Below are 25,631 nucleotides of genomic sequence, written 5' to 3' on the forward strand. Positions count from 1 at the left end.
TGATAGGGCTTTGCGTGACCGCGATTGCCCTATATGACGCACAGTCACGGAGGATGGTCATGAAAGAACTTGGTCAGGCATTGTGGCATTCGCTGACGGTGATATCGGCGACGCTGTTTTGGCTGTTGAGCCTGATCTATGTGTTTGTCGCCTTCACGTCGTTTGGGTTCAATGCAGGTCTGTCGTTTCAGCTTTTGGGGCTGGTGCTGGCACTACATGTGGCGCGTGCCCTGCTGACCCCGCGCTTTGCCTCCGTCAAGGTCGGCTATGTGATCGGCGCGGCGGTATTGTTTGGGCTGATGCTATTTTCGCAGGGGTAGCTTTTTCCTCCCCTTTGAAGATAGGGGAGGAAAGAGAATTAGTTCGTGCCCAGCGTGGCGTCGGAGCGTTTTTTCATCAACTGATCAAACGCGCCCCAGACCCCTTCGCCGCCGGTCCACTGACCCTTGGTGGCGGCCTTTGAATATTCCGTGGCGCGGGCCTCAAAGAAGTTGGCGTGTTCAACGCCCGACAGCAGAACCTGCAACCACGGCAGAGGGTTTTCCTTGACGCCGTAGACTTCCGGCAGTTCCAACTGACGCAGGCGCCAGTCGGCAATGTAGCGGATATATTGCTTGATATCGTTCGGCGTCATGCCTTCGACCGGGCCCATCTCGAACGCCAGATCGATGAAGTTGTCTTCCATCATCACCACGTTCTTACAGCAATCGACGATATCATCGGCCACAGCCTTGGTGACAGCACCCGTTTCCTTGTTGAAGGCGTGATAAAGCTTGATGATGCCTTCGCAGTGCAGGCTCTCATCGCGCACCGACCACGACACGATCTGGCCCATGCCCTTCATCTTGTTGAAGCGCGGGAAGTTCATCAGCATGGCGAACGACGCAAACAGTTGCAGCCCTTCGGTAAAGCCGCCGAACATGGCGAGCGTCCGGGCAATATCGGCATTGCTGTCGACGCCGAATTTCTGCATGAAATCGTGCTTATCGCGCATGGCCTGATACTGCATAAACGCGCCGAATTCCGACTCCGGCATGCCGATGGTTTCCAGCAACAGCGCATAGGCGGCGATATGGACGGTTTCCATATTACCGAACGCGGCCAGCATCATCTTGATTTCGGTCGGCTTAAAGACGCGCGCGTATTTTTCCATGTAGTTGTCCTGCACCTCAATGTCGGATTGGGTGAAGAACCGGAAAATCTGGGTCAGCAGGTTGCGTTCATTGTCATTGAGCTTGGCGGCCCAGTCCTTACAGTCCTCGCCCAGCGGCACTTCTTCGGGCAGCCAGTGCACCTGCTGCTGCTTTTGCCAGTAATCAAACGCCCAGGGGTAACGGAACGGCTTATAGGCACCCGACGGGGTAAGCAGGCCAGGCAAGGAAGAAGCAGACGTGATGAGGCTCATGAACTATATCCCGAATCGTAAGCGACGCGATTGAACTGTCGCCTATATCACCACAGTTTGTGGTTAAGGCTAGGTTAATATCTACATATTGTGTGTGTTTGTCGGTCTGGTTTGGGGATAATTTTATCCGCCGTGATCATGCGGACTCATTAAGCACGCAGATCAATTCGGCTACTCGTTAACACGGTTGATCACGGTGCGCATCCGGATTTTTTGGGCTGTGACAATAAATCTGGATTAACTGCCGGCCTTGAGGGCTTCCCACGTTCTGGTGTTGGCAGGGCCGTTCAGGCTGTGGTGCAACCAGACCAGATTGGCATCGGCGACGGCGGGCGGCAGGTCGCGGCGCAGCAGGGCCTCAGCCTCGGTCATCTTGCCCTCAAGGCCTAAGATCAGCGCCAGATTTTGACGCATGGCCAAGGTCGCCGTCGGCTGTGCCACGGCGCGGCGGAGCAGGGCTTCGGCCTCAGGCAACTTACCTGCCGATGCGGCCGATATGGCCTTATTGGTGAGGACGGTCGCATTTTCCGGTGATAACTTAAGCGCCTTATCCCATGCGGTTTGCGCCTCAGCACCCCGTTTGGACTGATCATAGGCGACCCCGATCAGCGACCAGTTTTGCCAGTCGTTCGGTTTCAGCTTCAGTGCCTGATCCAGCGGTTCAATGGCGTAAAAGCCGTTGCCACTGGCAATATGAGCACGAGCGGCGGCGGTCAGGGCCTCGACATTATTCGGCGCAAACAACAAAACGCGGTGGGCGACATCGGCGGCCTCATCGAACCGGCCAAGGGCACGTAAAGACTGGCTGAGGTCAATACCGGCCTGGGCATCGGTCGGGCTGCGGTCAAAGGCACGGGCGAAATAGGCCGACCGGGCCAGAGGATCGGCGCGCAGGGCCTCCTCACGATTGACCGGCAGAACCGCCTTATTGGCGGGAGCAGCGGCGGGCGCCTCGGCTTTTTTCTGACCAAACGGAAAGGCTTGGGCGGCGGGCGATATCACCATCAACGCGGCGGCGGTGATGATGGCGGATTTGAGTAAGGCCATGCGCAAGGTTCCGATATGACTCAAAAAGAGCGGCGGCGTTAAGATTTCAGTGACAGCGATGAAGATAGGGTTAAAACCGTTAAAACTGCGCAAACCTGAGACCCGAAAATGGCCAAGCCGCTGAAATCCACGTCAAATGCCTCTGGCAAGTCCGCCCCCGATCATCTGATCATTGCGGTGTTTGAGGATGAACTGGCGGCCCGACTGTCAGAAACGTCCCCGGCGACACGCGCCTATGCCAGTGCGCGCGCCTTTACGGCCCGTGCGGGCACTTTGATTTTACTGCCGGAAGGCAAGGGGGTGACGGCCTGGTATGGCCTTGGGGCGCGTAAGGCCTATAACCCGATGCTGTTTCGTGCTCTGCCGCCGCAACTGCCCAAGGGGAACTGGGTGCTGAAGGCCGATGCCGGCCTTGATCGCTGCGCTATCCATGCGGCGTGGGGCATGGGGGTTTACGGTTTTGACCGCTATAAGGGCGAGGGCGGCAAAAACCAGAGAGGTGAGGTCAAACTCGACACCGCCGATCTGACGCCGGCGCAGATCGGGGCCGTGGGCCATGAGGTGGCCGCCCATAATCTGGCGCGTGATCTGATCAATACCCCGGCACAGGATATGGGGCCTGCCGAGCTTGAGGCCGCCGCCCGTGCGGTGGCGGATGAGTGTGGCGCCGAGATTGCCGTTATTACCGGCGATGAATTGCTGGCGCAAAACTATCCGGCGATCCATGCGGTCGGTCGGGCAGCGCCTGAGTCTCGTGCGCCACGCTTTATCGAGATCACCTGGTCGCCTATCGGCAGCGAGGGCCTGCCGATCCCAACAGTGGCCCTGGTGGGCAAGGGCATTACCTTTGATACCGGCGGGCTGAATATGAAGGGCGGGGCCGGTATGGCCCTAATGAAAAAGGATATGGGTGGTGCCGCGCATGTGCTGGCGCTGGGGCGCTGGATCATGGCGACCAACCTGCCGGTAAAGCTGTCGATATTGTTATGTGTCGCGGAAAATTCGATCGGCGGGGAGGCTTTCCGGCCGGGTGATGTGCTGTCTTCGCGGGCAGGGCTGACGATTGAGGTTGGCAATACCGATGCCGAAGGACGGCTGGTGCTGGCTGATGGTCTGGCGCGCGCCTCTGAGATCAATCCTGATCTGACGCTCGATTTTGCGACGCTGACCGGTGCGGCGCGGGTAGCACTCGGCCCGGAAGTCGTGCCGTTCTATTGCGATGACGAAGAGATTGTCCGCCGTTTGGAAATCGCCAGCCTGTCCGAACATGACCCTCTGTGGCGGATGCCGCTGTGGGCGGGATATAAGGACGCGCTGGAATCTGACATTGCCGATATTCGCAATGACCCGCAAGGCTGGGCGCAGGCCGGATCGGTGACGGCGGCCCTGTTCCTGCAACGCTTTGCCCCCACAACCGGCGTGTGGGCGCATTTTGATATCTATGGCTGGAACCCGCGCGGGGTGCCGGGCTATCCGGCGGGGGCCGCGGCCCATACTCTGCGGGCGGTGTATCGTCTTATCAAAGGGTTATAACCCTTTGGCGGTGAACACTAAAAATTAAGGCTGGCTGTTAACGGGGTTTTCGTATCCTTTGTGTAGGATCGGGTTTGACTAAAGCATTTTCAGAAGAAGTGGACACCGTTTCTTCGCCCGAAAATGCGTAACGAAAACTAGTATTCCGTACAGAAGGTTTGGACGCTTTATGGCGCATGAACGTGACCCCCGATTTGATCCGCGTCTCACCCCCTATAAGGACGGTGTGGCCGAGATTGCCTTGCAAGGCGTCATTACGGCGGCGCGCTATGTGGTGGGTGAGCTTCTGACCTGTAATGTCACCTCGGCCGCCATGTCGGATGAGCCGGGTGCCCATGCCGAACAGTCGAGCCAACTCCTGTTTGGTGAGCGCTTCAAGGTCATTGAGCGCAAGCATGACTATGTCTGGGGCCAATCAATGCGCGACGGCTACGTCGGTTATGTCCATGCGGGAGCCTTCACGCCGGACTGGCATTTGCCGACCCATTTTGTCTCGACCCTGCGCACCTTTGTATTTGCCGATACCTCGATCAAATCGCCGATCAAAAAGATCCTGAGCCTAAATTCGTTGGTCAGCGTGACGCGCGAAGAGGGCCGGTTTTCGTTCATCAACGATCTGGGCTGGGTCTATACAGCCCACCTGAGCGGCTTTGACCGTTTTGCAGGCGATTATGTCGAGGTGGCCGAAACCTTCCTTCACGCGCCCTATCAGTGGGGTGGCCGCGAAAGTATCGGGGTTGATTGTTCGGGGCTGGTGCAGCAGGCGCTTTATGCCACGGGCCGGTCGTGCCCGCGCGATACCTATATGCAGGCGGCAGAACTGGGCGACGTGATTGAGATCGGCGCTGATTTTAGCGGTCTGCAACGCGGCGATCTGGTCTTCTGGAAAGGCCATGTGGCGATTATGATGGATGCCGATACCATCATCCACGCCAACGCCTTTCACATGAAAACGGCGATTGAACCGTTGAAAGAGGCCGTGGCGCGCATTGAGGCCAGCGGCAACGGCCTGCCGACGGTTTTCCGCCGCCCTTAAAGAAGTAACCACGCATCAAAAAAAGCCCTGCGAAATAAATCGCAGGGCTTTTCTGTTTTGGTTGTTTGAATTTAGTGGGCTGCGGGAGCCGCTGCTGGCGCTGCGGCAGGGGCCGCTTCGCCGGCTGCCGGAGCAGCGGTTGTGGCCGCACCCGGTTGACGGGCCGGATCGGGCGCAGGCACCGCATAACCTGCAGAGCCATGAGTCTTAAGCCAGGCGATCAGGTTGACGCGGTCTTCAGGTTTTTTGATGCCGGCAAAGGCCATCTTGGTGCCCTTGACCCACTTACCCGGTGCGCCGAGGAAGTGATAAAGCTCATCATAGGTCCAGTTTGGCGCTGGGGCTGCGTGAGCCTTCATGGCGTCCGAATAGGCAAAACCGGCATGGCCCGCCGTGGGACGGCCGACAATGCCGTTCAGGCCGGGGCCGGTACCATTCGCATCAGTAACCTGGTGGCACGACGTACATTTTTTGAACTGGGCTTCGCCAGCGGCCAGATCAGCCGTCGCCAGAACCGTACCCCAATCGGGCAGGATTTCAGGGCCGGCAGCCTCGCCACCTTCGGCGACTTCGGCGACTTCGATCAGGTAGCCCGGCTTTTCAGGCTTTTCGGTGTGGTAGATCATGTCGGCGCCGATGCGCACGCCCATAATGGCAAGGGCCGTGGCCAGGCCCGCGCCCATAATCATATTCAGTTTAAGGTCACCGCTCATTCAGATCACCAATCATGGGGCTCAGCCGCCCTCAAGAAGTTTATTCCATGCCGAACTATAGCCTTATCGGATGATTCCTTAAAACTATGTTCTTGCGCAGACTATTAGAGTGTCAGCGCATTTGGCTTGCGTCTGGCTCTCTGACACGCTACCGCGAAAGACGCAAGGCGCGTTTGCCGCTTTTTGCCGAAAAAGCCTTGTGAGTGTGGCAAATCGCCGCATTTTCAAAACGGTTGCAACCGCCTGATAGGGTGAGAGTTTATAGATATGACATCGCTGGTTATTATTCCTGCCCGAATGGCCGCCACCCGTCTGCCGGATAAGCCTCTGGCCGATATTGCGGGCTTGCCCATGATCGTGCGGGTGATGAAGCAGGCGCAGAAAGCCCGCGATGTGCGTGTGGTCGTGGCCGCGGGTGACCAGCCGATTGTTGATGCTATTGTGGCCCACGGCGGAGAAGCGGTTCTGACCGATCCGGCCCTGCCATCGGGATCTGACCGAATCATGGCGGCATTGCGGGCGGTTGACCCGGAAGGCGCCCATGACATTGTGATCAATCTTCAGGGCGACATGCCGTTTGTCGACCCTGAGGTCATCAGCCGAACTATCGCGCTTTTGAATGATCAGCCCAAAGCCGATATTGCAACCCTTGTAGCGCCTGAACATTCCACTGCTGACCGCACTAACAAAGATGTGGTCAAGGCGGTGCTGACCACATCGGGTAAAGCCTTGTATTTTACCCGATCGACCCTGTTTGGCGATGCGCCGATCTGGCGGCATATTGGCATCTATGGCTACCGGCGGGCTGCATTGGAGGCCTTTACCGCTGCCCCGCCATCACCGCTGGAGACGCTTGAAAAACTTGAGCAATTGCGTGCGCTGGAAATGGATATGAATATCTATGCGCTGGTGGTAGAGGACGCGCCCCTGTCGGTCGACAATCCGGCAGACCTGACCGATGCCATTGCCTATGCCCAAGCTAACTCTCTTTAAGTTTTGCGGACTGTAACATGTCAAACCCTCAAAGAATCGCCTTTCAGGGCGAACCCGGCGCCTTCAGCCATCAGGCCATAAAGCGCTGGTTTCCCGGTGCCGAAGCGGTCGCCCATCCGACTTTTGAGGAAGCGTTTGCGGCGGTGCGTAGCGGTGAGTGTGACCTTGGTATGATTCCGGTCGAAAACTCTCTGGCCGGGCGGGTGGCGGATGTCCATCACCTGCTGCCCCATTCGGGTTTGAAGATCATCGGGGAGCGCTTCCTGCCGATCGAAATGAATCTGATGGTCAATAAGGGCGCGAAACTTGAGGATATCAAGGTGGCGGCCTCCCACCCTATGGCCCTGATGCAGTGCCGTAATTCCTTGCGCGAACTCAACATCTTACCGGAAGTGTTTCACGATACGGCGGGATCGGCCCGCGCCCTGAAAGACAGCGGCGCTATGGACCGGGCGGCAATTGCCCCCGAAGTGGCGGCAGAACTTTACGGCCTTGAGATCATCCGCCCGAACCTTGAAGACGCGCGCCACAACACCACGCGTTTTCTGGTGCTGACGGGTGAACAGAGCGTGGTCGACCCGGCGCCGGAAACCCGTTGCGTCACCACCTTTGTGTTTCGGGTGCGCTCGATCCCCGCAGCGCTCTATAAGGCGCTGGGCGGGTTTGCCACCAACAGCGTTAATATGACCAAGCTGGAAAGCTATTCGGAAAACGGCTCGTTCTCGGTGACGTTTTTTTACGCGGATGTCGAGGCGCGCCCCAGCGACCGCGCCCTTCAACTGGCTATGGAAGAGCTGAAATTCTTTGCAACGGATGTCGAGATTTTGGGCGTCTATCCGCAGGATGAGTTCCGCAGGAAGTAAAAGACTATGTGCGAACTTCTGGGCATGAACGCCAATGTGCCGACCGATATCCGCTTCAGCTTTGCCGCCCTGGCGAAACGCGGCGGTGACACCGGCCCGCATAAGGATGGCTGGGGCATCAGCTTTTATGAAAACAAAGGCTGCCGCAGCTTTCATGACCCGAACCCGTCGGCGCAGTCGGAACTGGCGGCGTTGGTCAAAAATTATCCGATCAAGAGCCGCATGGTCATCGCCCATGTCCGTAAGGCTAACCGCGGGCGGGTGGCGCTGGAAAACACCCACCCGTTTACCCGCGAACTGTGGGGGCGGGCCTGGACGTTTGCGCACAATGGCCAGCTTAAGGGTGTCAAGGATTTACCGCTCAGTTTTTTCAGGCCCATAGGTACAACCGACTCCGAGCACGCCTTTTGTTTTGTGATGGATTATCTGGTCAAGACCTTTCCCGAATGTCCGCCGCCCAAGGTGCTGGATCGGGAAATCTCGGATCTGTTTGCGCAACTACGCGGCCTTGGCGTGTTCAATACCCTGCTGACCGATGGGCGCTCAATGTACGCGTCATGCTCAAAAAAGCTGTGCTATATCAAACGCGAAGCGCCGTTTGGTCGGGCAACCCTGATAGATGAGGACGTGCAGGTTGATTTCGCGGCCGAGACCACGCCGGACGATAAGGTCATCGTTATCGCCACCCAACCTTTGACGCAGGATGAACTATGGACGACGGTTGTGCCAGATAGCACGCTGATTCTACGTGGCGGTGAGGTTGTTTAGCTTGTCAAAAAGTGACTGAGGTAAACGACAGTAAACACGCTTTGGAGCGCGGTGGCTGTAACCGCCAAACCCAGGCCGATCCATTCCAGATAAGACCGTTTCAGCGACAGCTTGTCTTCATTGAAATGGGCGGGTTCGACATCGTAGTTTTCGACGAAGATATTGTCCTGATTATTGGGATGGGCATGTTCGGTCATGATCGTCCTCCTTTTATGAGTTGGAAGCAGCATAATCCGTTTGCTGTAAGGCTTTAAGACGCATGTTCGTGATCGGTGTAAGCGGGCTGTAAAATGCTCCTTGAGATTCCCTCTTGCATCCGGGAGCCAAAATACGCATATAGCGCTTGAGATCGCGCGGGCGAAGGCCTCGCCAATCTGGTCAGGGCCGGAAGGCAGCAGCCACAACGAATTCACCTTCGGGTCGCGCGGTCTCACCTATTCCCCAAAAAATCTATCTCGTAATGAATGATCAAGGTTATCGAAACCATCTAGCGATGGGGCGTGTAAATTTGAGGGGGGATTATGGCGTCAGATTATATGCGGACTGATGAAAGGCTAGAACTTATCAATGCGCTTGAACACAGCGCTGAAATTTCTGATAAAATTGAAGAAAATCCAATATTTTGGAAATGGTTAATCGTCGCTTTCCATAATGCCCTACAGGGTGCATTCGTTTGCTACTTAGATGGCTCCATTACGGGCTTGGGTACATCTGGATTGAGTGTACTCGATGATCACAAAAAAGATGATCATAACAATCAGCTTCAAACTCTACGTTGGCTAAATGGTGATATGGATGGTGAAATGCCAAATCCTAAATTGGCCCCAATCAGGAAGCTTTATCAGCGATTGTCTGAGGTTGAATACGTTGGAGAATGGAATGTAGTCGTTACCAGTAGAACGACGGATTCGGCATTGAAAAGATTAGTCGATTTCCGAAATGAGTTCATACATTTCACTCCGAAAGGCTTGTCAGTTGAACTCAACGGTTTTCCACAAATGGTGCTAACACTGTGTGATCTTGTTGAGGTGTTGGCTCTGGTAAAGCCAACATACAGCCGACATATGGACGAAGCGAAGAATTCTCGATTAGCAGATGCTTTATCCAAGCTTAGAGCAAATATGGGTGCTTTAAAGTACTGACGCCTTCGACAAATGTGTCTATAGATTTCCTTTATGAGCGATTTTCCTGAAGCCGATGATCCGTTTGCCACCGATGACGAAGATGAGCGTGCTAACGCTGCGCTTTTTGAGCACAGTGAGCGCGATGATCTGACGGCGGATATTTTCGGTGACACGGCACCTGCAAAGACGCCGAGCGCCCCGGCGCCGCTGACGTCCGAAGCCTATACGGTGCTGGCGCGCAAATACCGTCCGCGCACCTTTGAGGATCTGATCGGTCAGGAAGCGATGGTGCGCACTCTGTCGCACGCCTTTGCTACCGGCCGGATCGCCCATGCCTTTATGCTGACCGGTGTGCGCGGGGTAGGGAAAACCACGACGGCGCGGTTGCTGGCGCGCGCGCTCAATTACGAATCTGAGACCGTACATGGCCCGTCGGTCGATCTGACCACGTTCGGCGTCCACTGTCAGGCAATCATCGAAGGCCGCCACATCGATGTGCTGGAACTCGATGCCGCGTCACGGACCGGTGTCGATGCCATGCGTGAACTGCTGGAGAGCGTGCGTTATGCGCCGGTAGAGGCCCGCTATAAAGTTTACGTCATCGACGAAGTGCACATGCTGTCGACGGGGGCGTTTAACGCGCTCCTGAAAACGCTCGAAGAACCGCCGCCCCACGCCAAGTTTATCTTTGCGACGACCGAAATCCGTAAAGTTCCAGTCACCATCCTGTCGCGCTGCCAGCGCTTTGACCTGCGCCGGGTTGAACCGGAAACGCTGGCACCGCACCTTGAGAAAATCTGCCGCCTCGAAGGCGCTCAGATTGAGCCGGACGCCATCGCCCTGATTGCCCGTGCCGCCGAAGGCTCGGTACGCGACAGTTTGTCCTTGCTCGATCAGGCGCTGGTGCAGGGCGATGAAGGCCAGCCCGTATCAGGTGAGTTGGTGCGCGACATGCTGGGCCTGGCGGATCGGTCAGCCACACTGAACCTGTTTGAAAACATCATCTCCGGCCAAATTCAGGACGCTTTGCCGGGGTTCCGCACGCTCTATGGTTACGGCGCTGATCCGTCGCAGATCATGGGCGATATGCTGGAATACTGCCATGCCTGTTCGGTGGCCAAGGTGTTAGGGGCCGAAGCCACTCGCTTGCCTAAAGAAGCCGCCGAGCGGGTGACCCTGCTGGGCGCGGCCTTGTCGGCGGGGACTTTATCGCGCTTGTGGACCCTGATGCTTAAGGCGTTTGAGGAAGTGCGCCGCGCACCAGACCCTGCGGCGGCGACTGAAATGGCGTTGGTGCGGTTCTGCTATGTCTCTGACCTGCCGGGGCCGGAAGCCCTGCTGAAGCGGCTGCAGAATGGCGAAGACCTGCTGGCGGGGGGGACGCCTCAAGGCCCAACGGGCGGCGGGGGTGGTGTGAGTGCGCAATATCGCGGCGCCAATTCCAATGCGGTCGTAATGATGCGTCCGCACATGCAGGCCGCACCGCAGATTGAACTGAACAGCTTTGCCGATGTCATGGCCCTGATCGAGCAAAAGCGCGAAATTGGGTTGCGCGTTGATGTCGAGCGTTATGTGCGGTTGGTGTCGTTCATGCCGGGGGCTATCACCTTTGAGCCGGCACCCAATATGCCCGCCGATCTGGTGCGCAAACTGTCCTTACGTCTCAAGGAATGGACGGGTCAGCGCTGGCTGATCGCCACCGACGGGCAGGGCGGGGCGGAATCGATTTATGAGCGCGATAAGCGTGAAGCCGATGAAGCGCGGTCGGCGGTGCTGGCCGATCCGTTTATGACCCAGCTTATGGCCACCTTCCCCGGTGCCAAAATGACGGGTTTCCGCAAAAAACCCAAGCCGGTTGACACAACGCCTGAAATTCCTACATCTGCCGATGAAACTCCCGATAAGGATGACGACTGATGGATATCAACAGTTTGATGAAGCAGGCTCAGGCCGTGCAGCAGAAATTTTCCGAAGCCCAGAACAAGATGAGCGCCACGGTCGTGACCGGCACATCGGGGGCGGGTCTGGTCAGTCTGGATCTCAAAGGGGCGGGTGAATTGTTGTCGCTTAAAATCGACCCCAGCCTTTTGTCCGAAGACCCGGAAATCCTGAGCGACCTGATTGTGGCGGCCCACGCCGATGCCCGTAAAAAGCTGGATGAGGTTAATGCCAACCTGATGAAGGATGCGGCCGGGCCGTTCGGCGGGATGGGGGCTTTCCCCGGCATGCCGAAAATCTTTTAATTAAATGGCGATTGGCGCAGGCCCCGAAATTGAGCGATTGATGGCGCTGCTGTCTAAGCTGCCGGGGCTTGGGCCGCGCTCGGCCAGGCGGGCAGCATTAGCTTTGCTTAAGCGGCGTGAACAACTGCTGATCCCGCTCACCAACGCCATGCAGGACGCCGCCGATAAGGTCGAATCGTGTCGGATATGCGGGGCTTTATCGACGCAAAATCCGTGTGCGACCTGTGCTGATCCGGGCCGCGACAAAACCATGATCTGCGTGGTCGAAGAAGACTCAGCCCTGTGGGCGATGGAGCGTGTGGGCGCGTTTAGCGGGCGTTATCATGTGCTGGGCGGGCTGTTATCCGCTCTGGACGGCGTGCGGCCTGAAGACCTGCGCATCGACGGACTAGTTGAGCGCGTGCGCAGTGGTCACATCACCGAAGTCATCATGGCCTTGCCCGCCACGGTCGAGGGGCAAACCACAGCTCACTATGTCGCCGATCGCTTAAGGCCGCTAGGGAATGGCGTGCAGATCACCTATCTGGCCCGCGGCGTGCCTGTCGGCGGGGACCTCGACTGGCTGGATGATGGGACCATATCCCACGCCTTCAAGCAACGGCGTTAAAGCCTTGAGTTTGGCGATCTGCGGCGTTGTCGTCGCTTGCAGGTACTAGTTGTACCTGCGGCGCTAGACGCCTGGCATCTCATCCAAACTGAAGGCTTTCCTCGTCGTGCCTCAAATCTCACGATTTATATCTCCTCCCTATTGCGCAGCAATGGGGAGGTGGCGGTGAGCATCGCGAGCCGACGGAGGGGGGATTTGCGCCGAGGGTTGTTTTACGCTATAAGGTTCGGATTGGCAGGTTTAACCCTGCCTTTTTTAGTTTCCCGACATTGTCTGAGAGCCCCCGCCCGTGGCCTATACGCTTGACCTGAGTTCCAAACCTGCCGCCGCACCTGCCCGCGTCAATATCACCGGCCTGACGCGTCAGGGACTGATCGACGCCCTGGCAGACTCCGGTGTGGTTGAGGCACGCAAAGCCAAGATGCGCGCGACACAGATCTGGCGCTGGGTGCACCATTTCGGGGTCACCAGCTTCGATCTGATGACCGATATCGCCAAGGATCAGCGCGGGCCTCTGGCGGAAAAATTCTCGCTCGACCGTCCCGAAATCATTGAACGTCAGATATCAAATGACGGTACGCGTAAGTGGCTGATCCGCATGGCGCCCGGCATTGAGGTCGAAAGCGTCTTTATTCCCGGCGTTGGTCGCGCCGGGGCTTTGTGTGTATCGTCTCAGGTTGGCTGCACGCTGAACTGTTCTTTCTGTCATACCGGCACGCAAAAGCTGGTGCGCAACCTGACGGCGGCGGAAATCGTGGCGCAGGTGCAAATCGCGCGCGATGACCTTGAGGAATGGCCGTCCCCGCGTGAGGCGCGCAAACTGTCCAACATCGTCTTTATGGGCATGGGCGAGCCGCTCTATAACCTCGACAGCGTGGCCGACGCGATTGATATCATTTCCGACAATGAGGGCATCGCCCTGTCGCGCCGCCGCATCACGGTATCCACGTCCGGCGTGGTGCCGGAATTGACGGCTTTGGGGGAGCGCACCCAAGCCATGCTGGCGATTTCACTGCACGCCACCAATGATGAACTGCGCGACATGCTGGTGCCGCTCAATAAGAAATATCCGCTCAAGGACCTGATCGCCGGTATCCGCACCTATCCGGGTATTTCCAATGCGCGGCGCGTGACCTTTGAATATGTCATGCTGAAAGATGTGAACGACAGTCCCGCCGAAGCGCGCGCCCTGATCAATCTGCTCAAAGGCATACCGGCCAAGGTCAATCTGATCCCGTTCAATCCGTGGCCCGGCACCAATTACCAGTGCTCCGACTGGAAGACGATTGAGGCCTTTGCCGCCATCCTCAACCGCGCCGGCTATGCCTCACCGATCCGCACCCCGCGCGGGCGCGATATTCTGGCGGCCTGCGGTCAGCTCAAGTCCGAGAGCGAGAAGCAGCGCGCCAGTGAAACGCGCCGTCAAGTGCGCGACGGCCCAAATCGCGATAATATCGTCAGGGTTGACCATATCGACGGCCTGCCGTTTGGACACTTGGTCGAGGATGCGGATTAAACCCGCGTGATAAACCCGTCTTGGGGGAAAACCGTCGCAATATCTTAGGAATTTCCGGTTATATTGAAATGATTGACAAAGGCCCATCACGCGTCATGGTCTGAACGCGCGGTAAAACGGTCTTGAAGATTATCAAAGCGGCGGGGCATAGGCTTTATGATACCTGATTTTCTGAACCCGGAATTCCTTATCCCGGAAGCCTTGCGCCCTGAATTTCAGGCGTTCGGCACGGGGTTCCCCGTCACCCTGCTTCATGCCGGTGTGACGCTGTTGATGCTGATGATCGGCACGGCGGTCTATGCGTTTCTGACACCCTATAAAGAAATCAACCAGATCCGTGACGGTAATTCGGCGGCGGCAGTGGGCTTTGGCGGGGTGATCATCAGCTTGGCCATTCCTTTGGCGACGTCGATGTCGGCCTCAACCTCAATCCGTGAGATTGTGATCTGGGGCGGGGCTACCATCCTGTTGCAACTGTTCGTGTTCCGCATTGTCGATTTTCTGTTGTCGGGCCTGCCTGAGCGCATCAATGAGGGCGAAGTGTCGGCTGCGGTGTTGCTGGTGGCGGCAAAGCTGGCCGGGGCCATTATCCTTGCCGCTGCCGTAGCGGGCTAAGATCAGGGAGGGCAGCAGGTGAAACTCGACTGGCTGCTTTATGGGGTTGCGCTGGCGGTGGGCACGATTGTGACTGTCAACTGGCGCGACCAGTCGATGGCGCCGCCCGCACCGCCGCCGCCCAGCGCGTCGGAGATTTCCCTGCTGGCCAGTTTCAGCCCGTTCGCCCAAGGTTCGATCATCAGTTTGCCGAGTGGTGAGGGCGTGGCCACCCAGATTGACTATACGGGTACGGCTTTTTCAGTATCGCCATCCGGTGAGTGGATCATTGCCCGCGACAGTATCCGCAATTGCGCCTACCCGTTTTTAAACATCGGTGGCAATCTGGGCGTGCCGTTCAAAATCCGCAAATCGGCCAAATCTGAACTGCCAAGCCATGAGAATTACGAGATTGCAGTCACCTCCGGTGGCACACGGCCCTTACCATTGGCCGATCCGGCAACACTTAAGGTCGGGCAGCGTGCCTTTATGCCGGGTTTTCCGCGCGGCGAGGTCGGCGAAGCGACGGGCCGGTTTATCGGGCGTACCACCTTATCGAAATCCAAGCGTTTTGAGGCCAATGAATCCGTACTGGCCTGGGCCGAGGCGGGCCATACCCATGATCTCAAGGGCAGCCTGAACCAGCTTATCGGCGGTCCGGCGGTTAATACGTCGTCTCAGGTGGTCGGCATCACTCTGCGCCACAATCCGCGCCGGGGCCGGATCTATACGTCTACGCCGGAAACCCTGCACGCTCTGGCTAATCCGCCGTCACGCCGCCCGGACTATGACCGCGAAGAAACGATCACACGGCGGAACTACGGAACCGTGTCCGATAGCTTCCGCCGTGAGTACCGTGTCGCTCAGGTAGGGTGCTTGCGCACCTGAGCGGTTACGTGGCTTTAGGCATCGATTTTAAGATTGGCGCCCTTGATCAGGTCGGCGACAACCGATGGATCGGCAAGGGTTGAGATGTCGCCCAGGGCTTCGGGCTGGCCTTCGGCGATCTTGCGCAAAATCCGGCGCATGATCTTGCCGGAGCGGGTCTTGGGCAGGCCCGGGGCCCACTGAATGACATCGGGTGAGGCGATCGGGCCGATCTCCCGGCGCACCCAGTTGCGCAAGGTGACCTTTAGCTCTTCGGTTGGTTCCACACCCTTGACCAGGGTCACAAAGCACCAGATGCCCTGCCCCTTGATGTCATGAGGGAAGCCGACCACGGCGGCCTCGGCCACGGTTTCGTGGGCGACGAGCGCGCTTTCAACCTCAGCCGTGCCGATACGGTGGCCGGAGACATTGAGCACATCATCGACGCGGCCGGTGATCCAGTAATAACCATCCTCATCGCGTTTAACGCCGTCGCCGGTGAAATACTTGCCGGGATAGGTTGAAAAATAGGTCTCGATAAAGCGGGCGTGATCGCCGTAGATTGAGCGCATCTGACCAGGCCAGGAATCAGCGATACACAGATTACCTTCGGTGGCACCACTCAACAGTTTACCCTCTGCATCGACAATGACCGGTTTGACACCGGGCAGAGCGTACGAGGCTGAACCGGGCTTAAGTGGGGTCGCCCCCGCTACCGGCGTGATAAGGTGTCCGCCGGTCTCGGTCTGCCACCAGGTATCAACGATCGGGCAACGACCATCGCCGACAACATTATAGTACCACAACCACGCTTCGGGATTGATCGGCTCACCGACCGACCCCAGCACCCGCAGGGAGGCGCGCGACGTTTTTTTCACCGGCTCATCGCCTTCGCGCATCAGGGCGCGGATGGCGGTCGGTGCGGTGTAGAAAATATTGACCTGATGCTTATCAATCACTTCCCAGAACCGGCTGACGGTCGGATAGTTCGGCACGCCCTCAAAGATCAGCGAGGTCGCGCCATTGGCCAGCGGGCCATAAACCACATAGGAATGCCCCGTAACCCAACCGACATCGGCGGTACACCAGAACACATCACCAGCCTGATAATCGAACACGGTCTTAAAGGTATAGGCTGCCCACACCAGATATCCGCCGGTAGTGTGCAGCACACCCTTGGGCTTACCTGTCGAGCCGGACGTATAGAGGATGAACAGGGGATCTTCGGCGCCCATCGGTTCGGCCGGACATTCCGCGCTCATCTCATCAAGGACGCAGGCGATGTTGATGTCGCGGTCCCCGTGCTTCAGCATGACATCACAAATATCGGCGACGACGAACACATGCTTCACGTCGGGACATTGCAGCAGGGCCAGATCGGTATTGGCCTTGAGCGGGATCTTTTTGCCACCGCGCACACCTTCATGGGTGGTGACGACAAACTCTGACTTACAGTCCAGAATCCGCCCGGCCAGACTGTCCGGTGAAAAGCCGCCGAACACCACCGAATGGACAGCACCTATGCGGGTGCAGGCCAGCATGAAATAGGCCGCTTCCGGCACCATCGGCATATAGATGGTGACGCGGTCGCCTTTTTTGACGCCGTACTGCTTCATCAGATTGGCGCGTTTATTCACCTCAGCCGCTAACCGATTGTAGGTCACGCTGTAGGAGGTGCTGGGATCGTCGCCTTCAAAGATGAAGGCTACCTGATCGCCGCGGTCTTTCAGGTGGCGGTCGATGCAGTTCTGGCTGACATTGAGCTTACCGTCATAATACCAGCGGATGCGGAAATCATCGCGATTGAACGACACGTCCTTGATTTTGGTGAAGGGCTCTATCCAATCCAGCGCTTCCCCCAGAGTGCGCCAGTGGGCGTTTTCATCGGTGGCGACCAGATCATGCTGGGCCTTGAGCCCCGCGGCATCGACGGTTTGCGGGCGCAGAAAGCCTGCGGGCACGGGAAAGAGTTGTTGATCACTCATCTGTGGCGTTCCTAAACTGTTTTATTTTATCCCAAAACCGCATCACAGGTTTTGGAATGCACTTGGCACGGCGCGGCTTGGCAGCCCGCGTCTTGTTTTCCCTCAAAACATGGGATGAAATCGGAGCAGAGTCGATAGAACCAATGTTAAAAAACGCAAAAAAACATTAGCTTTCCCCGGGCAAACTGTCGCAAATTCCGTCAGGCGCGGCTATCTGCTTCATAAGGCTGTGTGGTGATGACCTAAAGAGTACCTGATATGATCCTGCATTTATCAACCTGGCCGGAAATCGAGCAGTTTTTAAGCGCCTCGAAAACCGTGATTATTCCTATTGGTTCCAATGAACAACATGGCCCGACCGGATTGCTGGGGACGGACTGGCTGTGTCCGGAAATCATTGCGCACGCGGCTGAAAAACTGGCGGCTGAGCGGGATGAACAGGTGCTGATCGCACCGACCTTTAATATCGGCATGGCCCAGCACCATCTGGGGTTTGCCGGTACGATTTCGCTGCGGCCCTCGACCTTTATGGCGGCGATTGAGGACTGGGTGATGTCGCTGGCGCGGCATGGTTTTGAGCGCATCTATTTCCTCAATGGGCATGGCGGCAATATCGCGACCATCGAAGCCACTTTTTCGGAGATTTATTCGCGCTATTCCTATCGTGGTGAGGTCTGCCCGTTTGCGCTGAAACTGACCAACTGGTGGGATTTGTCAGGCATAGCCAAAATGTGTTCGGTCATGTTCCCGACCGGCCACGGCAGCCATGCTACACCGTCGGAAATCGCCATCACCTATGCCGCCTACCCGGATCAGGTGCGCGATGTGGTGCCGGAGCCGAAGATCGCGCCGACCGGCCCGATCCGCGAAGCCGCCGATTACCGCGCGCGCTTCCCCGATGGGCGCATAGGCTCAGACCCGACTCTGGCCAGTATCGAAAAAGGCCAGCAACTGATCGATGCGGCCGCCGACAGTCTGTTGAAGGACATTGCCAGATTTAGCGCCGAAATCACTCCAGAAAAGGTCGGCTCTTGAAACTGATAACGACTGAGCGCCTGATCCTGACGCCAATGACGGTCGATGATTTCGAGCCGTTATGCACCCTGTGGCAGACCGAAGACTTTGTGCGCGATATTACCCGTCGTCCCCTGACACCCGAAGAAGTGTGGATGCGTCTGCTGCGCGATATCGGCCACTGGCAGGTGTTCGGCTATGGCAACTGGGCCATCCGGTTAAAAGACAAGGGCGACTGGATCGGCAGCGTCGGGATTTTCAACTATATGCGTGACATCGAACCCACCTTTGATGCCCCGGAAATGGGCTGGGGGCTCGATCCGGCGTATCACGGTCATGGTTATGCGCGGGAGGCGGTGAACGCGGTGCTGGGTCTGGCCGACGGCGATCTGGCGCTGGAGCGCAGCCTGTGCATGATCAGTCATGAGAATGAATCGTCGCGGCGTCTGGCCCGTAAGGCTGGGTTCCGATACCGTCATGACGTGACCTATCACGGCGAAATTGCCAGCGTTTTCGAGCGCTTACGCCCCGCCTGAAGCCTATACGGTTTTGTGTCTCACGTGACTGTTATTGAGCCGTGATCCCCTTGTCGTTAAACTTATGTTTACAATTGTAAACATTCGACGTAATTTCCGCGCTTATTTCACTCGCGCTTCAGGCGTTTTTTTGGGAGGGTTATATGGCGTTATTCAGGACAGACGAAACCAAACCGGTAAACCTCTACGCCATGATTTTTCTGCTGGCCGTGTTGGTGCTGGTAGGCTTTTCTCTCGGCCGCACGATGGTGAAAATGTCGGCTAATGACTGCGCCCCCGCCGTAGAAGGCACCACAGCGACGCCGGGCCTTTGCCGCTAACTTACACTGATCTTCGGGCATAAATCCGCAACGATACACTGCTCACACATGGGCTTACGCGCCACGCAGGTATAGCGCCCATGCAGGATCAGCCAGTGATGGGCCCGCGTCAGCCATTTTTGCGGAATAATCGCCATTAACTGCGCTTCGACCTTATCGGGGGTATTGGCGTCGGCGATCCCTAATCGGTGCGACACACGATAAACATGGGTATCGACCGCAATGGCCGGTTCGATATTCAGTTCATTCAGCACAACGCTGGCGGTTTTGCGGCCCACACCCGGCAGAGCCATCAGGGCGTCGCGATTGAGCGGCACCTGCCCGCCATAGCTGTCGATCAGGATCTGGGACAGCTTAATGACGTTTTTGGCCTTGGTACGGTAAAGCCCGATCGAGGCGATCATGGCCGACAGTTTTTCCTCACCCAGGGCCACCATATCGAACGGATTATAGGCCAGATCGAACAATGGCTTTGTGGCTTTGTTAACGGCTTTGTCGGTGGTCTGGGCTGACAGCGCAACCGCCACCACCAGCGTATAGGGATTGATGAAATCAAGCTCGGTCTTCGGATCGGGCTTATCGGCCTCAAAGCGCGTAAACAGCTTTTCGATCAGGCGAGGATCAGGCCTCATGAGACTCTTCCGCCATCACCGTTTCCCACTTTAGCCATTTCTCAGAAATGGCGGCATTGAGATCAATGCCTTCTGCACGCGCCATCAAAAGCAACATGCACATGACATCGGCCATTTCCATCGCCACATCGTGCCGGGCGGTCGCCTCATCCCGCCTTGAGCGGCCAGTCATGGCCAGATAGCTTTGGGTGAGTTCACCCATCTCTTCCTGAAGTTTCAGTATATGCCAGTCGCCGCCCCGATCGACATCATACACCCGGCCATAACGATCAGAAATCGCCTTGAGACGGTCGATAAAGCTTTCCAGTTCGGGGAGGGGCTGCGACATGGTGTTCACTCTGCGTTCCGGATTATTATTAGGTTGATTCCAGCGCAGAGCAATGCCACTAAACCCCATGATCTCGGTTTTGTTTGTCTGTCTTGGCAATATCTGCCGCTCGCCTCTGGCCGAGGGTGTGTTCCGTCATAAGGTGGCTGAGGCTGGGCTTAGCGACCAATTTTTCATCGATTCCGCGGGCACGGGTGGCTGGCATGCTGGCGATCCGCCAGACAGGCGCTCCATTGCCGTCGCCGCCCGCTATGGCATTGCGATCCATGAGCAGTGTGCGCGCAAACTGGTGCGCGAAGATTTCGACCGGTTCGACCTGATTTTGGGGCTGGATCGCCAGAACCTCAGCGATATCCGCCGCCTGCAACCGACAGGAACCAAAGCGAAAGTCGGGCTTTATCTGGAGCAGGCCTTGGGGCTGCGCAAGGATGTCCCCGACCCTTATTACGGCGGGCCTAAGGATTTCGAGACAGTGTATGGTCTATGTGAAGACGCCAGTGTCGCCCTGCTTAAACAATTGACAGGGCCTGATTTCGCCGCCACATAAGATCAATATCAATCATAAAAGAGCAGGGCGTTATATGTCGGATAATAATCAGGATATTTTTGTCAAAATGGCGTCTGGCCACATTGATCTGGCCAATACCCACAGCAAGGATGCCGACTATGAACTGGTCGCCATTGCCTTAAGCCATGCCGCCGCCCGCTATAATGCGTTTATGGTATCGCAGAATGTGCCCGTCGGACAGATGGCCTCAGAGCGTGACAAGCACATCGACCATCTGTCCGGGCAGTTCCGCGAGTTTCTGACACAGCACTATGACGGCTATGTGCAGGAAGCCGCAAAGGCTTAAAGTATATACCGGCTCAGGTCGGCATCCCCGGCAATTTCACCGAGTCGTTCTTTCACATAGGCTTCGTCGATCAGGATGGTCTGGCCCGATTTGTCTGAGGCCGTGAAGGAAATATCCTCCATGACCTTTTCAATGACGGTATGCAGCCGGCGGGCGCCAATATTTTCGACCTTGGCGTTCACTTGCGCGGCGGCGGCGGCCATCTGAGCGATCGCGCCGTCATCGAATTGCAGATCGACGCCTTCGGTCTGCATCAGCGCCTGATTTTGCTTAATCAGATTGGCTTCGGGCTCCGACAAAATCCGGCGGAAATCATCCTGAGTCAGGGCCTTAAGCTCAACCCGGATCGGCAGGCGACCCTGCAACTCCGGCAGCAGGTCCGACGGCTTTGCGACATGAAACGCGCCCGACGCAATAAACAAAATATGGTCGGTCTTGACCGGCCCGTGCTTGGTCGACACCGTGGTGCCTTCGATCAGCGGCAGCAGGTCGCGCTGCACCCCTTCGCGGGAAACATCGGCCCCGCCGCGCTCGGATTTCGAGGCCACCTTGTCGATTTCATCAAGGAACACAATGCCTTCGTTTTCGGCCAGGCTCAGGGCTTCTGCCGTCACCGATTCCTGATCCAGCAGCTTATCGCTTTCTTCGGACAGCAAAATCGGCTGGGCGGCCTTGACCGTCAGGCGCACGGTCTTTTGTTTGCCGCCCATAGCTTTTGACAGCATTTCACCGATGTTGAAATTGCCGCCCGGCTGGCCCGGAATTTCAAAAATGCCCGCGGTCGGCGGCGCTTCATTGACGCTGATCTCAATCTCTTTGTCGTCCAGTTCACCGGCGCGCAGACGCTTACGGAAGGTATCGCGGGTGGCGGGCGATGACCCGGCCCCGACCAGCCCATCGAGCAGGCGTTCTTCGGCGGCGGCCTCCGCCTTGGCGCGCACACCGGCGCGGTTCTTTTCGCGTACCATCAGCATGGCGGCTTCGACCAGATCGCGGACAATCTGATCGACATCGCGCCCGACATAGCCGACTTCGGTAAATTTGGTCGCCTCAACCTTGATAAAGGGCGCATTAGCCAGCTTCGCCAGACGGCGGGCGATTTCGGTCTTACCCACGCCCGTCGGCCCGATCATCAGGATGTTTTTCGGCGTGATCTCATCGCGGATGTCATCAGAGGTCTGCTTGCGGCGCCAGCGGTTGCGCAGGGCCACGGCCACGGCCTTCTTGGCGTCGTTATGGCCGATGATGTAGCGGTCAAGTTCGGAGACAATTTCGCGGGGTGAGAATGTGTGAGACATGTATTCAGAGTCCAAGTGTACAGGTGCCGGTTCAGACCGGCTTTACATAGGCGGCGGTCAGATCACGCGCCCGCACCATCAGTACCAGCCCATTGGCGCGGGTATGGTCGGTGGCGGTAAAGCCAGCGCGTTCGCACGATTTAACAGCGGCAATATTGGTCGCATGCGGGGCGGTGCGCAGGCACAGAGCGCCCTTGTAAAACAGGCCGTCCGCGGCCTTGCTGAGCACTTTTGCGCCTAAACCGTCACCGAGGTGTGAAGCGTCCCCTATGAACATATCGAACAAAAACGTGCCTTTGGGATTTTCGCTGTAGCACGGGCTGTCGGGTTCATGGTCGGGATTGCACTCGTAGCACTGAAAATAGCCGATCGGCTGATCGCTATGGGTGATGATAAAGGCCGTGGCATTGGCGGCCCCGATATAGGCCAGGGCATCTTCAACGCCGTCTTCGGCCGTCTGGCAATCGCTCAGCCACCATTTCTGGACATGCGGCGACGCCATCCACAGCAGCAGCAATCCGGCGTCATTATCGGTTAATGGACGAAAGGAGATCACGGATTAAGCACCTCAAGCGTCAGGTGATCATTGGTGTAGACGCAGATGGATGAGGCGATTTTCATAGCCTTACGGGCGATCTGTTCCGCGTCCTGTTCGTACTCCAGCAAAGCCCGCGCCGCCGACAGGGCATAGGTGCCGCCAGAGCCAATGGCGGCGACCCCGTCTTCGGGCTCCAGCACATCGCCTACGCCGGTCACGGTCAGGATATGGTTCTTGTCGGCCACCAGCAGCATGGCCTCTAACCGGCGCAGATACCGGTCCGTGCGCCAGTCCTTGGCCAGATCAACGCAGGCCCGCGCCAACTGATCGGGATATAGCTCAAGCTTGGCCTCCAGCCGCTCCAGCAGGGTAAAGGCATCCGCCGTCGCCCCCGCAAAGCCGGCCAGCACCTTACCGCCGGCCAAGGTGCGCACCTTACGCGCGCCGCCCTTAACGATGGTCGGGCCCATCGAGACCTGACCGTCACCGGCAATTACGGTCTTATTGTTTTGTCGCACGGCGACGATGGTGGTGCCATGCCAGTTCGGAAACGGAGAATTGTGTTCGCTCATGTTGTCTTACTTGGCGGTTTTGAGCTTGTGATTCAAGTGTTGTGATGCCATTTCGTTTAAATGCTCAACGATGATGAACTCGACCGCTACGCCCGCCATATTGTGCTGAAGGAAATCGGCGGCATGGGCCAGATGCGCCTTAAGGGGGCGAAGGTGCTGATTGTGGGCATGGGCGGCATAGGTTCACCGGCAGCGCTTTATCTGGCGGCGGCGGGGGTGGGCACGCTGGGGCTGCTGGATGATGATGAGGTGTCGGTCTCGAACCTTCAGCGGCAGGTGCTGTACGCCACGAATGATGTAGGGGCGTCCAAGGCCGGTCAGGCCAAGGCCCATCTGGAAGGGCTCAATCCCCATGTGGCGTGCATTGTTCATCCGGTGCGACTGACGGAAGATAATGCGGACATTATTGCTGGTTACGACATCGTGCTGGATGGCTGCGATAATTTCGAGACACGGTTTTTAGTCAACCGGATCTGCGTGCAGCTTAACAAACCGCTGGTGTCGGCGGCGTTAGGTCGCTGGAGCGGGCAGGTGGCGACCTTTGAGGGTAAGCCCTGCTATCAGTGCTTTGTGCCCGACATTCCCCCCGATGCGGAAACCTGCGAACGGGTAGGGGTCGTGGGCGCTCTGGCCGGTGTGATGGGGTCGATGGCCGCCTTAGAAGTGGTGAAACTGATCACCGGCGCGGGCAAGGCGCTGACCGGGCGATTGCTGATCTATGACGGCCTGTCGGGGGAAAGCCGCACCATCCGTATCCCCCCTGAGCCTTACTGTCCGGTCTGTGCGGTCAAGGGGGGCACATGACGCTTGATCAGGTTTTTATTCTGGCCTTTCTGGCCCATTTTGGCTGGGTGGCCATGCTATATGTCTGGCTGACGATTGAGCGGCAATCGGCGGTGGCTAAGGGCGAGGTGCGCATCGGTGATTTTATCCGCGCCGGTGCCGATCCTGAGCGCTCAAATCGCGTCGCCCGCAACCTGTCGAACCAGTTTGAACTGCCGGTGTTTGCCCTGTTTGCCGGTCTGTTTATCTATCTGTCCGGTCAGGTCACGCTGATCGATGTGGCGGCGGCGTGGCTGTTTCTGTTCGGGCGCGTGGTCCATACGGGGGTGCAGACCCTGACCCGCAATGTGCCTCTGCGCGGGATGGTGTTTGTGATCAACTTTACAGGGGTTGTGATCCTGATGACCCGCGTGGCGTGGATCGCGCTGATCTAGGCTTTCGCAAACCATGTGGAAAAATCGGATTTTTTCAAAAAGAGGGCTTGCAAGGCCAAGGGCTTAATGTCTATAAGGCGCACCTCTTCGGCGGACATGAACATGACCGCGCAGATGAGCGGGCGTAGCTCAGCGGTAGAGCGCAACCTTGCCAAGGTTGATGTCGAGAGTTCGATCCTCTTCGCCCGCTCCAAACACTCTCAGAGTGTTTTGGTTTTTAGATTTCTCCAAATTTCACCATAAATCTAATTAGCTCTAGTATTAGAAACGACATTTTTGGGCATCTTGGCGCTGTTGTTCCTAAATGCTTATAGGCAGCATGGCTTAGAATTTCTCAAGTTCAGTTAGCCAAATCTCAAATTCTTCACCGATCATATTGTACTCGCCGATAAACAATCCTAATGAAGCGTTCATTCCACTCAAAATGGTGGTTTTTACAAAAGCCATCCGATCGCTATTTTTTGTAATCAGCATATTGAACTGATCGTGTCCAAGCCTTGTGTATAAGTTTGCTGTACCTTTATGGTTAGGGTGCGCAATCTCACTAAGAACATCGTATATTTCGCTGAAAGACGGGATTTTCTTGGCTAATTTTTCCACTAAGGTCTTGATATTAATCGCCTCTGGAAATGCTTTGTCGTTCTTATACCCCATCAAGAGACGCATTAAAACGTCGTCCAAACTGTCAGACGTAAGCGCTTCACGCCCTTTTAGGATACTGTAAAGTTTGTGCTGTAGCGCTACGCTTTCCATGACGCCGCGTACCAGCAAAGCAGCGGCAACATTGTTGTCGGTCTTCCATAAAACGATTGCAGATCTAGCCAATTCTTCAGTGCGCCAAATCAAGCTTTCTCTAATGATCAGCAGTTTATATGGTGCTTTTGAAATGACGCCTAATGCGCCCACGTCAACCATGTTTGGAAGGCTTTGTGATAGAGTAGATATTTGATCCTCAACGCTCTGAAGCATTTTATCAAGGTCAGCGTCTATTATGGAGTTTGCCATATTTAAAAGCATTCCTATGATTT

At 56.8% G+C, this 25,631-nt stretch carries 31 protein-coding genes, 1 tRNA gene and 1 other RNA gene; 22 read left to right on the top strand and 11 right to left on the bottom strand.

Annotation, left to right across the window (positions count from 1 at the left end):
• The first annotated feature begins 59 nt into the window (after positions 1 to 59).
• A complete protein-coding gene (locus PQU98_RS13395; protein WP_272745438.1) occupies positions 60 to 320 on the top strand; it encodes a hypothetical protein in 261 nt (86 codons plus the stop codon).
• A gap of 38 nt (positions 321 to 358) precedes the next feature.
• Here the strand turns inward: PQU98_RS13395 and PQU98_RS13400 are convergent, their stop codons facing one another.
• Together PQU98_RS13400 and PQU98_RS13405 are read right to left on the bottom strand one after the other, a co-directional pair.
• Complete coding sequence (locus PQU98_RS13400) at positions 359 to 1,405, bottom strand: ribonucleotide-diphosphate reductase subunit beta (protein WP_303649586.1); 1,047 nt, start codon at positions 1,403 to 1,405, stop codon at positions 359 to 361.
• A 237-nt stretch (positions 1,406 to 1,642) separates the two neighbouring features.
• Positions 1,643 to 2,452, bottom strand: coding sequence for a tetratricopeptide repeat protein (locus PQU98_RS13405; protein ID WP_272745439.1), 810 nt, complete (start codon positions 2,450 to 2,452; stop codon positions 1,643 to 1,645).
• Between the two features lie 108 nt (positions 2,453 to 2,560).
• On the opposite strand from PQU98_RS13405, the gene PQU98_RS13410 reads away from it, so the two are divergent.
• Both PQU98_RS13410 and PQU98_RS13415 read left to right on the top strand, forming a co-directional pair.
• Positions 2,561 to 3,985, top strand: a complete 1,425-nt coding sequence (locus PQU98_RS13410) for a leucyl aminopeptidase family protein (protein ID WP_272745440.1) — start codon at positions 2,561 to 2,563, stop codon at positions 3,983 to 3,985.
• 169 nt (positions 3,986 to 4,154) lie between these two features.
• Positions 4,155 to 5,021 (top strand): C40 family peptidase, encoded by an 867-nt coding sequence (locus tag PQU98_RS13415; protein ID WP_272745441.1) that lies wholly within the window; start codon positions 4,155 to 4,157, stop codon positions 5,019 to 5,021.
• Positions 5,022 to 5,092: 71 nt separating this feature from the next.
• Here the strand turns inward: PQU98_RS13415 and PQU98_RS13420 are convergent, their stop codons facing one another.
• On the bottom strand, positions 5,093 to 5,734 hold the full coding sequence (locus tag PQU98_RS13420; protein ID WP_272745442.1) for a c-type cytochrome: 642 nt from the start codon (positions 5,732 to 5,734) through the stop codon (positions 5,093 to 5,095).
• Between the two features lie 267 nt (positions 5,735 to 6,001).
• On the opposite strand from PQU98_RS13420, the gene PQU98_RS13425 reads away from it, so the two are divergent.
• From PQU98_RS13425 to PQU98_RS13435, 3 genes are read left to right on the top strand one after another with little or no spacing between them, the layout of a single operon-like run.
• Positions 6,002 to 6,727: a 3-deoxy-manno-octulosonate cytidylyltransferase gene (locus PQU98_RS13425; RefSeq protein WP_272745443.1), complete on the top strand. Its 726-nt coding sequence runs from the start codon at positions 6,002 to 6,004 to the stop codon at positions 6,725 to 6,727.
• A 17-nt stretch (positions 6,728 to 6,744) separates the two neighbouring features.
• Positions 6,745 to 7,590: a prephenate dehydratase gene (locus PQU98_RS13430; protein ID WP_272745444.1), complete on the top strand. Its 846-nt coding sequence runs from the start codon at positions 6,745 to 6,747 to the stop codon at positions 7,588 to 7,590.
• A gap of 6 nt (positions 7,591 to 7,596) precedes the next feature.
• A complete protein-coding gene (locus PQU98_RS13435) occupies positions 7,597 to 8,358 on the top strand; it encodes a class II glutamine amidotransferase (protein ID WP_272745445.1) in 762 nt (253 codons plus the stop codon).
• Here PQU98_RS13435 and PQU98_RS13440 read toward each other — a convergent pair.
• The gene (locus tag PQU98_RS13440) at positions 8,355 to 8,555 is read right to left on the bottom strand and encodes a hypothetical protein (RefSeq protein WP_272745446.1); all 201 of its coding nucleotides are present in this window, start codon (positions 8,553 to 8,555) and stop codon (positions 8,355 to 8,357) included. The two genes, PQU98_RS13435 and PQU98_RS13440, sit on opposite strands and share 4 nt — an antisense overlap.
• A 145-nt stretch (positions 8,556 to 8,700) precedes the next feature.
• Here PQU98_RS13440 and ffs point away from each other — a divergent pair.
• From ffs to PQU98_RS13480, 8 genes are all read left to right on the top strand, one after another.
• Positions 8,701 to 8,796: signal recognition particle sRNA small type (gene ffs, locus PQU98_RS13445), an RNA gene on the top strand.
• A gap of 83 nt (positions 8,797 to 8,879) precedes the next feature.
• Positions 8,880 to 9,500, top strand: coding sequence for a hypothetical protein (locus PQU98_RS13450; protein WP_272745447.1), 621 nt, complete (start codon positions 8,880 to 8,882; stop codon positions 9,498 to 9,500).
• 33 nt (positions 9,501 to 9,533) lie between these two features.
• Entirely contained in the window at positions 9,534 to 11,399 is a 1,866-nt protein-coding gene (locus PQU98_RS13455; protein WP_272745448.1) for a DNA polymerase III subunit gamma/tau, read from the top strand.
• Positions 11,396 to 11,725, top strand: coding sequence for a YbaB/EbfC family nucleoid-associated protein (locus PQU98_RS13460; RefSeq protein ID WP_272745506.1), 330 nt, complete (start codon positions 11,396 to 11,398; stop codon positions 11,723 to 11,725). Before PQU98_RS13455 ends, PQU98_RS13460 begins: the two co-directional genes overlap by 4 nt.
• Positions 11,726 to 11,729: 4 nt before the next feature.
• The gene (gene recR / locus PQU98_RS13465) at positions 11,730 to 12,332 is read left to right on the top strand and encodes a recombination mediator RecR (RefSeq protein ID WP_272745449.1); all 603 of its coding nucleotides are present in this window, start codon (positions 11,730 to 11,732) and stop codon (positions 12,330 to 12,332) included.
• A gap of 289 nt (positions 12,333 to 12,621) precedes the next feature.
• Positions 12,622 to 13,848, top strand: a complete 1,227-nt coding sequence (gene rlmN / locus PQU98_RS13470; RefSeq protein ID WP_272745450.1) for a dual-specificity RNA methyltransferase RlmN — start codon at positions 12,622 to 12,624, stop codon at positions 13,846 to 13,848.
• Positions 13,849 to 14,004: 156 nt separating this feature from the next.
• The gene (locus PQU98_RS13475) at positions 14,005 to 14,463 is read left to right on the top strand and encodes a DUF350 domain-containing protein (RefSeq protein WP_189484429.1); all 459 of its coding nucleotides are present in this window, start codon (positions 14,005 to 14,007) and stop codon (positions 14,461 to 14,463) included.
• An 18-nt stretch (positions 14,464 to 14,481) separates the two neighbouring features.
• A complete protein-coding gene (locus PQU98_RS13480; protein ID WP_272745451.1) occupies positions 14,482 to 15,330 on the top strand; it encodes a S1 family serine peptidase in 849 nt (282 codons plus the stop codon).
• Positions 15,331 to 15,344: 14 nt separating this feature from the next.
• On the opposite strand, the gene acs is transcribed toward PQU98_RS13480, so the two are convergent.
• Positions 15,345 to 17,294, bottom strand: coding sequence for an acetate--CoA ligase (gene acs / locus PQU98_RS13485; protein ID WP_272745452.1), 1,950 nt, complete (start codon positions 17,292 to 17,294; stop codon positions 15,345 to 15,347).
• A 258-nt stretch (positions 17,295 to 17,552) separates the two neighbouring features.
• On the opposite strand from acs, the gene PQU98_RS13490 reads away from it, so the two are divergent.
• From PQU98_RS13490 to PQU98_RS13500, 3 genes are all read left to right on the top strand, one after another.
• The gene (locus PQU98_RS13490; RefSeq protein WP_272745453.1) at positions 17,553 to 18,329 is read left to right on the top strand and encodes a creatininase family protein; all 777 of its coding nucleotides are present in this window, start codon (positions 17,553 to 17,555) and stop codon (positions 18,327 to 18,329) included.
• Entirely contained in the window at positions 18,326 to 18,844 is a 519-nt protein-coding gene (locus PQU98_RS13495) for a GNAT family N-acetyltransferase (protein WP_272745454.1), read from the top strand. Before PQU98_RS13490 ends, PQU98_RS13495 begins: the two co-directional genes overlap by 4 nt.
• 143 nt (positions 18,845 to 18,987) lie before the next feature.
• Positions 18,988 to 19,164: a hypothetical protein gene (locus PQU98_RS13500; protein WP_272745455.1), complete on the top strand. Its 177-nt coding sequence runs from the start codon at positions 18,988 to 18,990 to the stop codon at positions 19,162 to 19,164.
• On the opposite strand, the gene nth is transcribed toward PQU98_RS13500, so the two are convergent.
• Together nth and PQU98_RS13510 are read right to left on the bottom strand one after the other, a co-directional pair.
• A complete protein-coding gene (gene nth / locus PQU98_RS13505) occupies positions 19,161 to 19,796 on the bottom strand; it encodes an endonuclease III (RefSeq protein WP_272745456.1) in 636 nt (211 codons plus the stop codon). The two genes, PQU98_RS13500 and nth, sit on opposite strands and share 4 nt — an antisense overlap.
• On the bottom strand, positions 19,786 to 20,124 hold the full coding sequence (locus PQU98_RS13510) for a nucleoside triphosphate pyrophosphohydrolase family protein (RefSeq protein ID WP_272745457.1): 339 nt from the start codon (positions 20,122 to 20,124) through the stop codon (positions 19,786 to 19,788). Before PQU98_RS13510 ends, nth begins: the two co-directional genes overlap by 11 nt.
• A 52-nt stretch (positions 20,125 to 20,176) precedes the next feature.
• Between PQU98_RS13510 and PQU98_RS13515 the strand changes: the two genes are divergently transcribed.
• Both PQU98_RS13515 and PQU98_RS13520 read left to right on the top strand, forming a co-directional pair.
• Positions 20,177 to 20,671: a low molecular weight protein-tyrosine-phosphatase gene (locus PQU98_RS13515; RefSeq protein WP_272745458.1), complete on the top strand. Its 495-nt coding sequence runs from the start codon at positions 20,177 to 20,179 to the stop codon at positions 20,669 to 20,671.
• A gap of 34 nt (positions 20,672 to 20,705) precedes the next feature.
• Positions 20,706 to 20,978 (top strand): DUF3144 domain-containing protein, encoded by a 273-nt coding sequence (locus PQU98_RS13520; RefSeq protein ID WP_272745459.1) that lies wholly within the window; start codon positions 20,706 to 20,708, stop codon positions 20,976 to 20,978.
• Here PQU98_RS13520 and hslU read toward each other — a convergent pair.
• From hslU to hslV, 3 genes are read right to left on the bottom strand one after another with little or no spacing between them, the layout of a single operon-like run.
• A complete protein-coding gene (gene hslU / locus PQU98_RS13525) occupies positions 20,975 to 22,276 on the bottom strand; it encodes an ATP-dependent protease ATPase subunit HslU (protein WP_272745460.1) in 1,302 nt (433 codons plus the stop codon). The genes PQU98_RS13520 and hslU overlap by 4 nt on opposite strands.
• 31 nt (positions 22,277 to 22,307) lie before the next feature.
• Positions 22,308 to 22,832, bottom strand: coding sequence for a GNAT family N-acetyltransferase (locus tag PQU98_RS13530; RefSeq protein ID WP_272745461.1), 525 nt, complete (start codon positions 22,830 to 22,832; stop codon positions 22,308 to 22,310).
• Positions 22,829 to 23,386, bottom strand: coding sequence for an ATP-dependent protease subunit HslV (hslV, locus tag PQU98_RS13535; RefSeq protein WP_272745462.1), 558 nt, complete (start codon positions 23,384 to 23,386; stop codon positions 22,829 to 22,831). Before hslV ends, PQU98_RS13530 begins: the two co-directional genes overlap by 4 nt.
• A 60-nt stretch (positions 23,387 to 23,446) precedes the next feature.
• On the opposite strand from hslV, the gene PQU98_RS13540 reads away from it, so the two are divergent.
• The 3 genes from PQU98_RS13540 to PQU98_RS13550 all read left to right on the top strand — a co-directional run bounded on the left by PQU98_RS13540 (position 23,447) and on the right by PQU98_RS13550 (position 24,796).
• Positions 23,447 to 24,190 (top strand): HesA/MoeB/ThiF family protein, encoded by a 744-nt coding sequence (locus tag PQU98_RS13540; protein WP_272745463.1) that lies wholly within the window; start codon positions 23,447 to 23,449, stop codon positions 24,188 to 24,190.
• Positions 24,187 to 24,603 (top strand): MAPEG family protein, encoded by a 417-nt coding sequence (locus PQU98_RS13545; protein ID WP_272745464.1) that lies wholly within the window; start codon positions 24,187 to 24,189, stop codon positions 24,601 to 24,603. The genes PQU98_RS13540 and PQU98_RS13545 overlap by 4 nt, the downstream gene beginning before the upstream one ends.
• Before the next feature lie 118 nt (positions 24,604 to 24,721).
• A tRNA-Gly gene (locus PQU98_RS13550) sits at positions 24,722 to 24,796 on the top strand.
• Between the two features lie 131 nt (positions 24,797 to 24,927).
• Here PQU98_RS13550 and PQU98_RS13555 read toward each other — a convergent pair.
• A complete protein-coding gene (locus PQU98_RS13555; RefSeq protein ID WP_272745465.1) occupies positions 24,928 to 25,608 on the bottom strand; it encodes a hypothetical protein in 681 nt (226 codons plus the stop codon).
• Between the last annotated feature and the right edge of the window lie 23 nt (positions 25,609 to 25,631).

It is taken from the genome of Asticcacaulis machinosus, assembly GCF_028550435.1.
Taxonomy (GTDB): Bacteria; Pseudomonadota; Alphaproteobacteria; order Caulobacterales; family Caulobacteraceae; genus Asticcacaulis; species Asticcacaulis machinosus.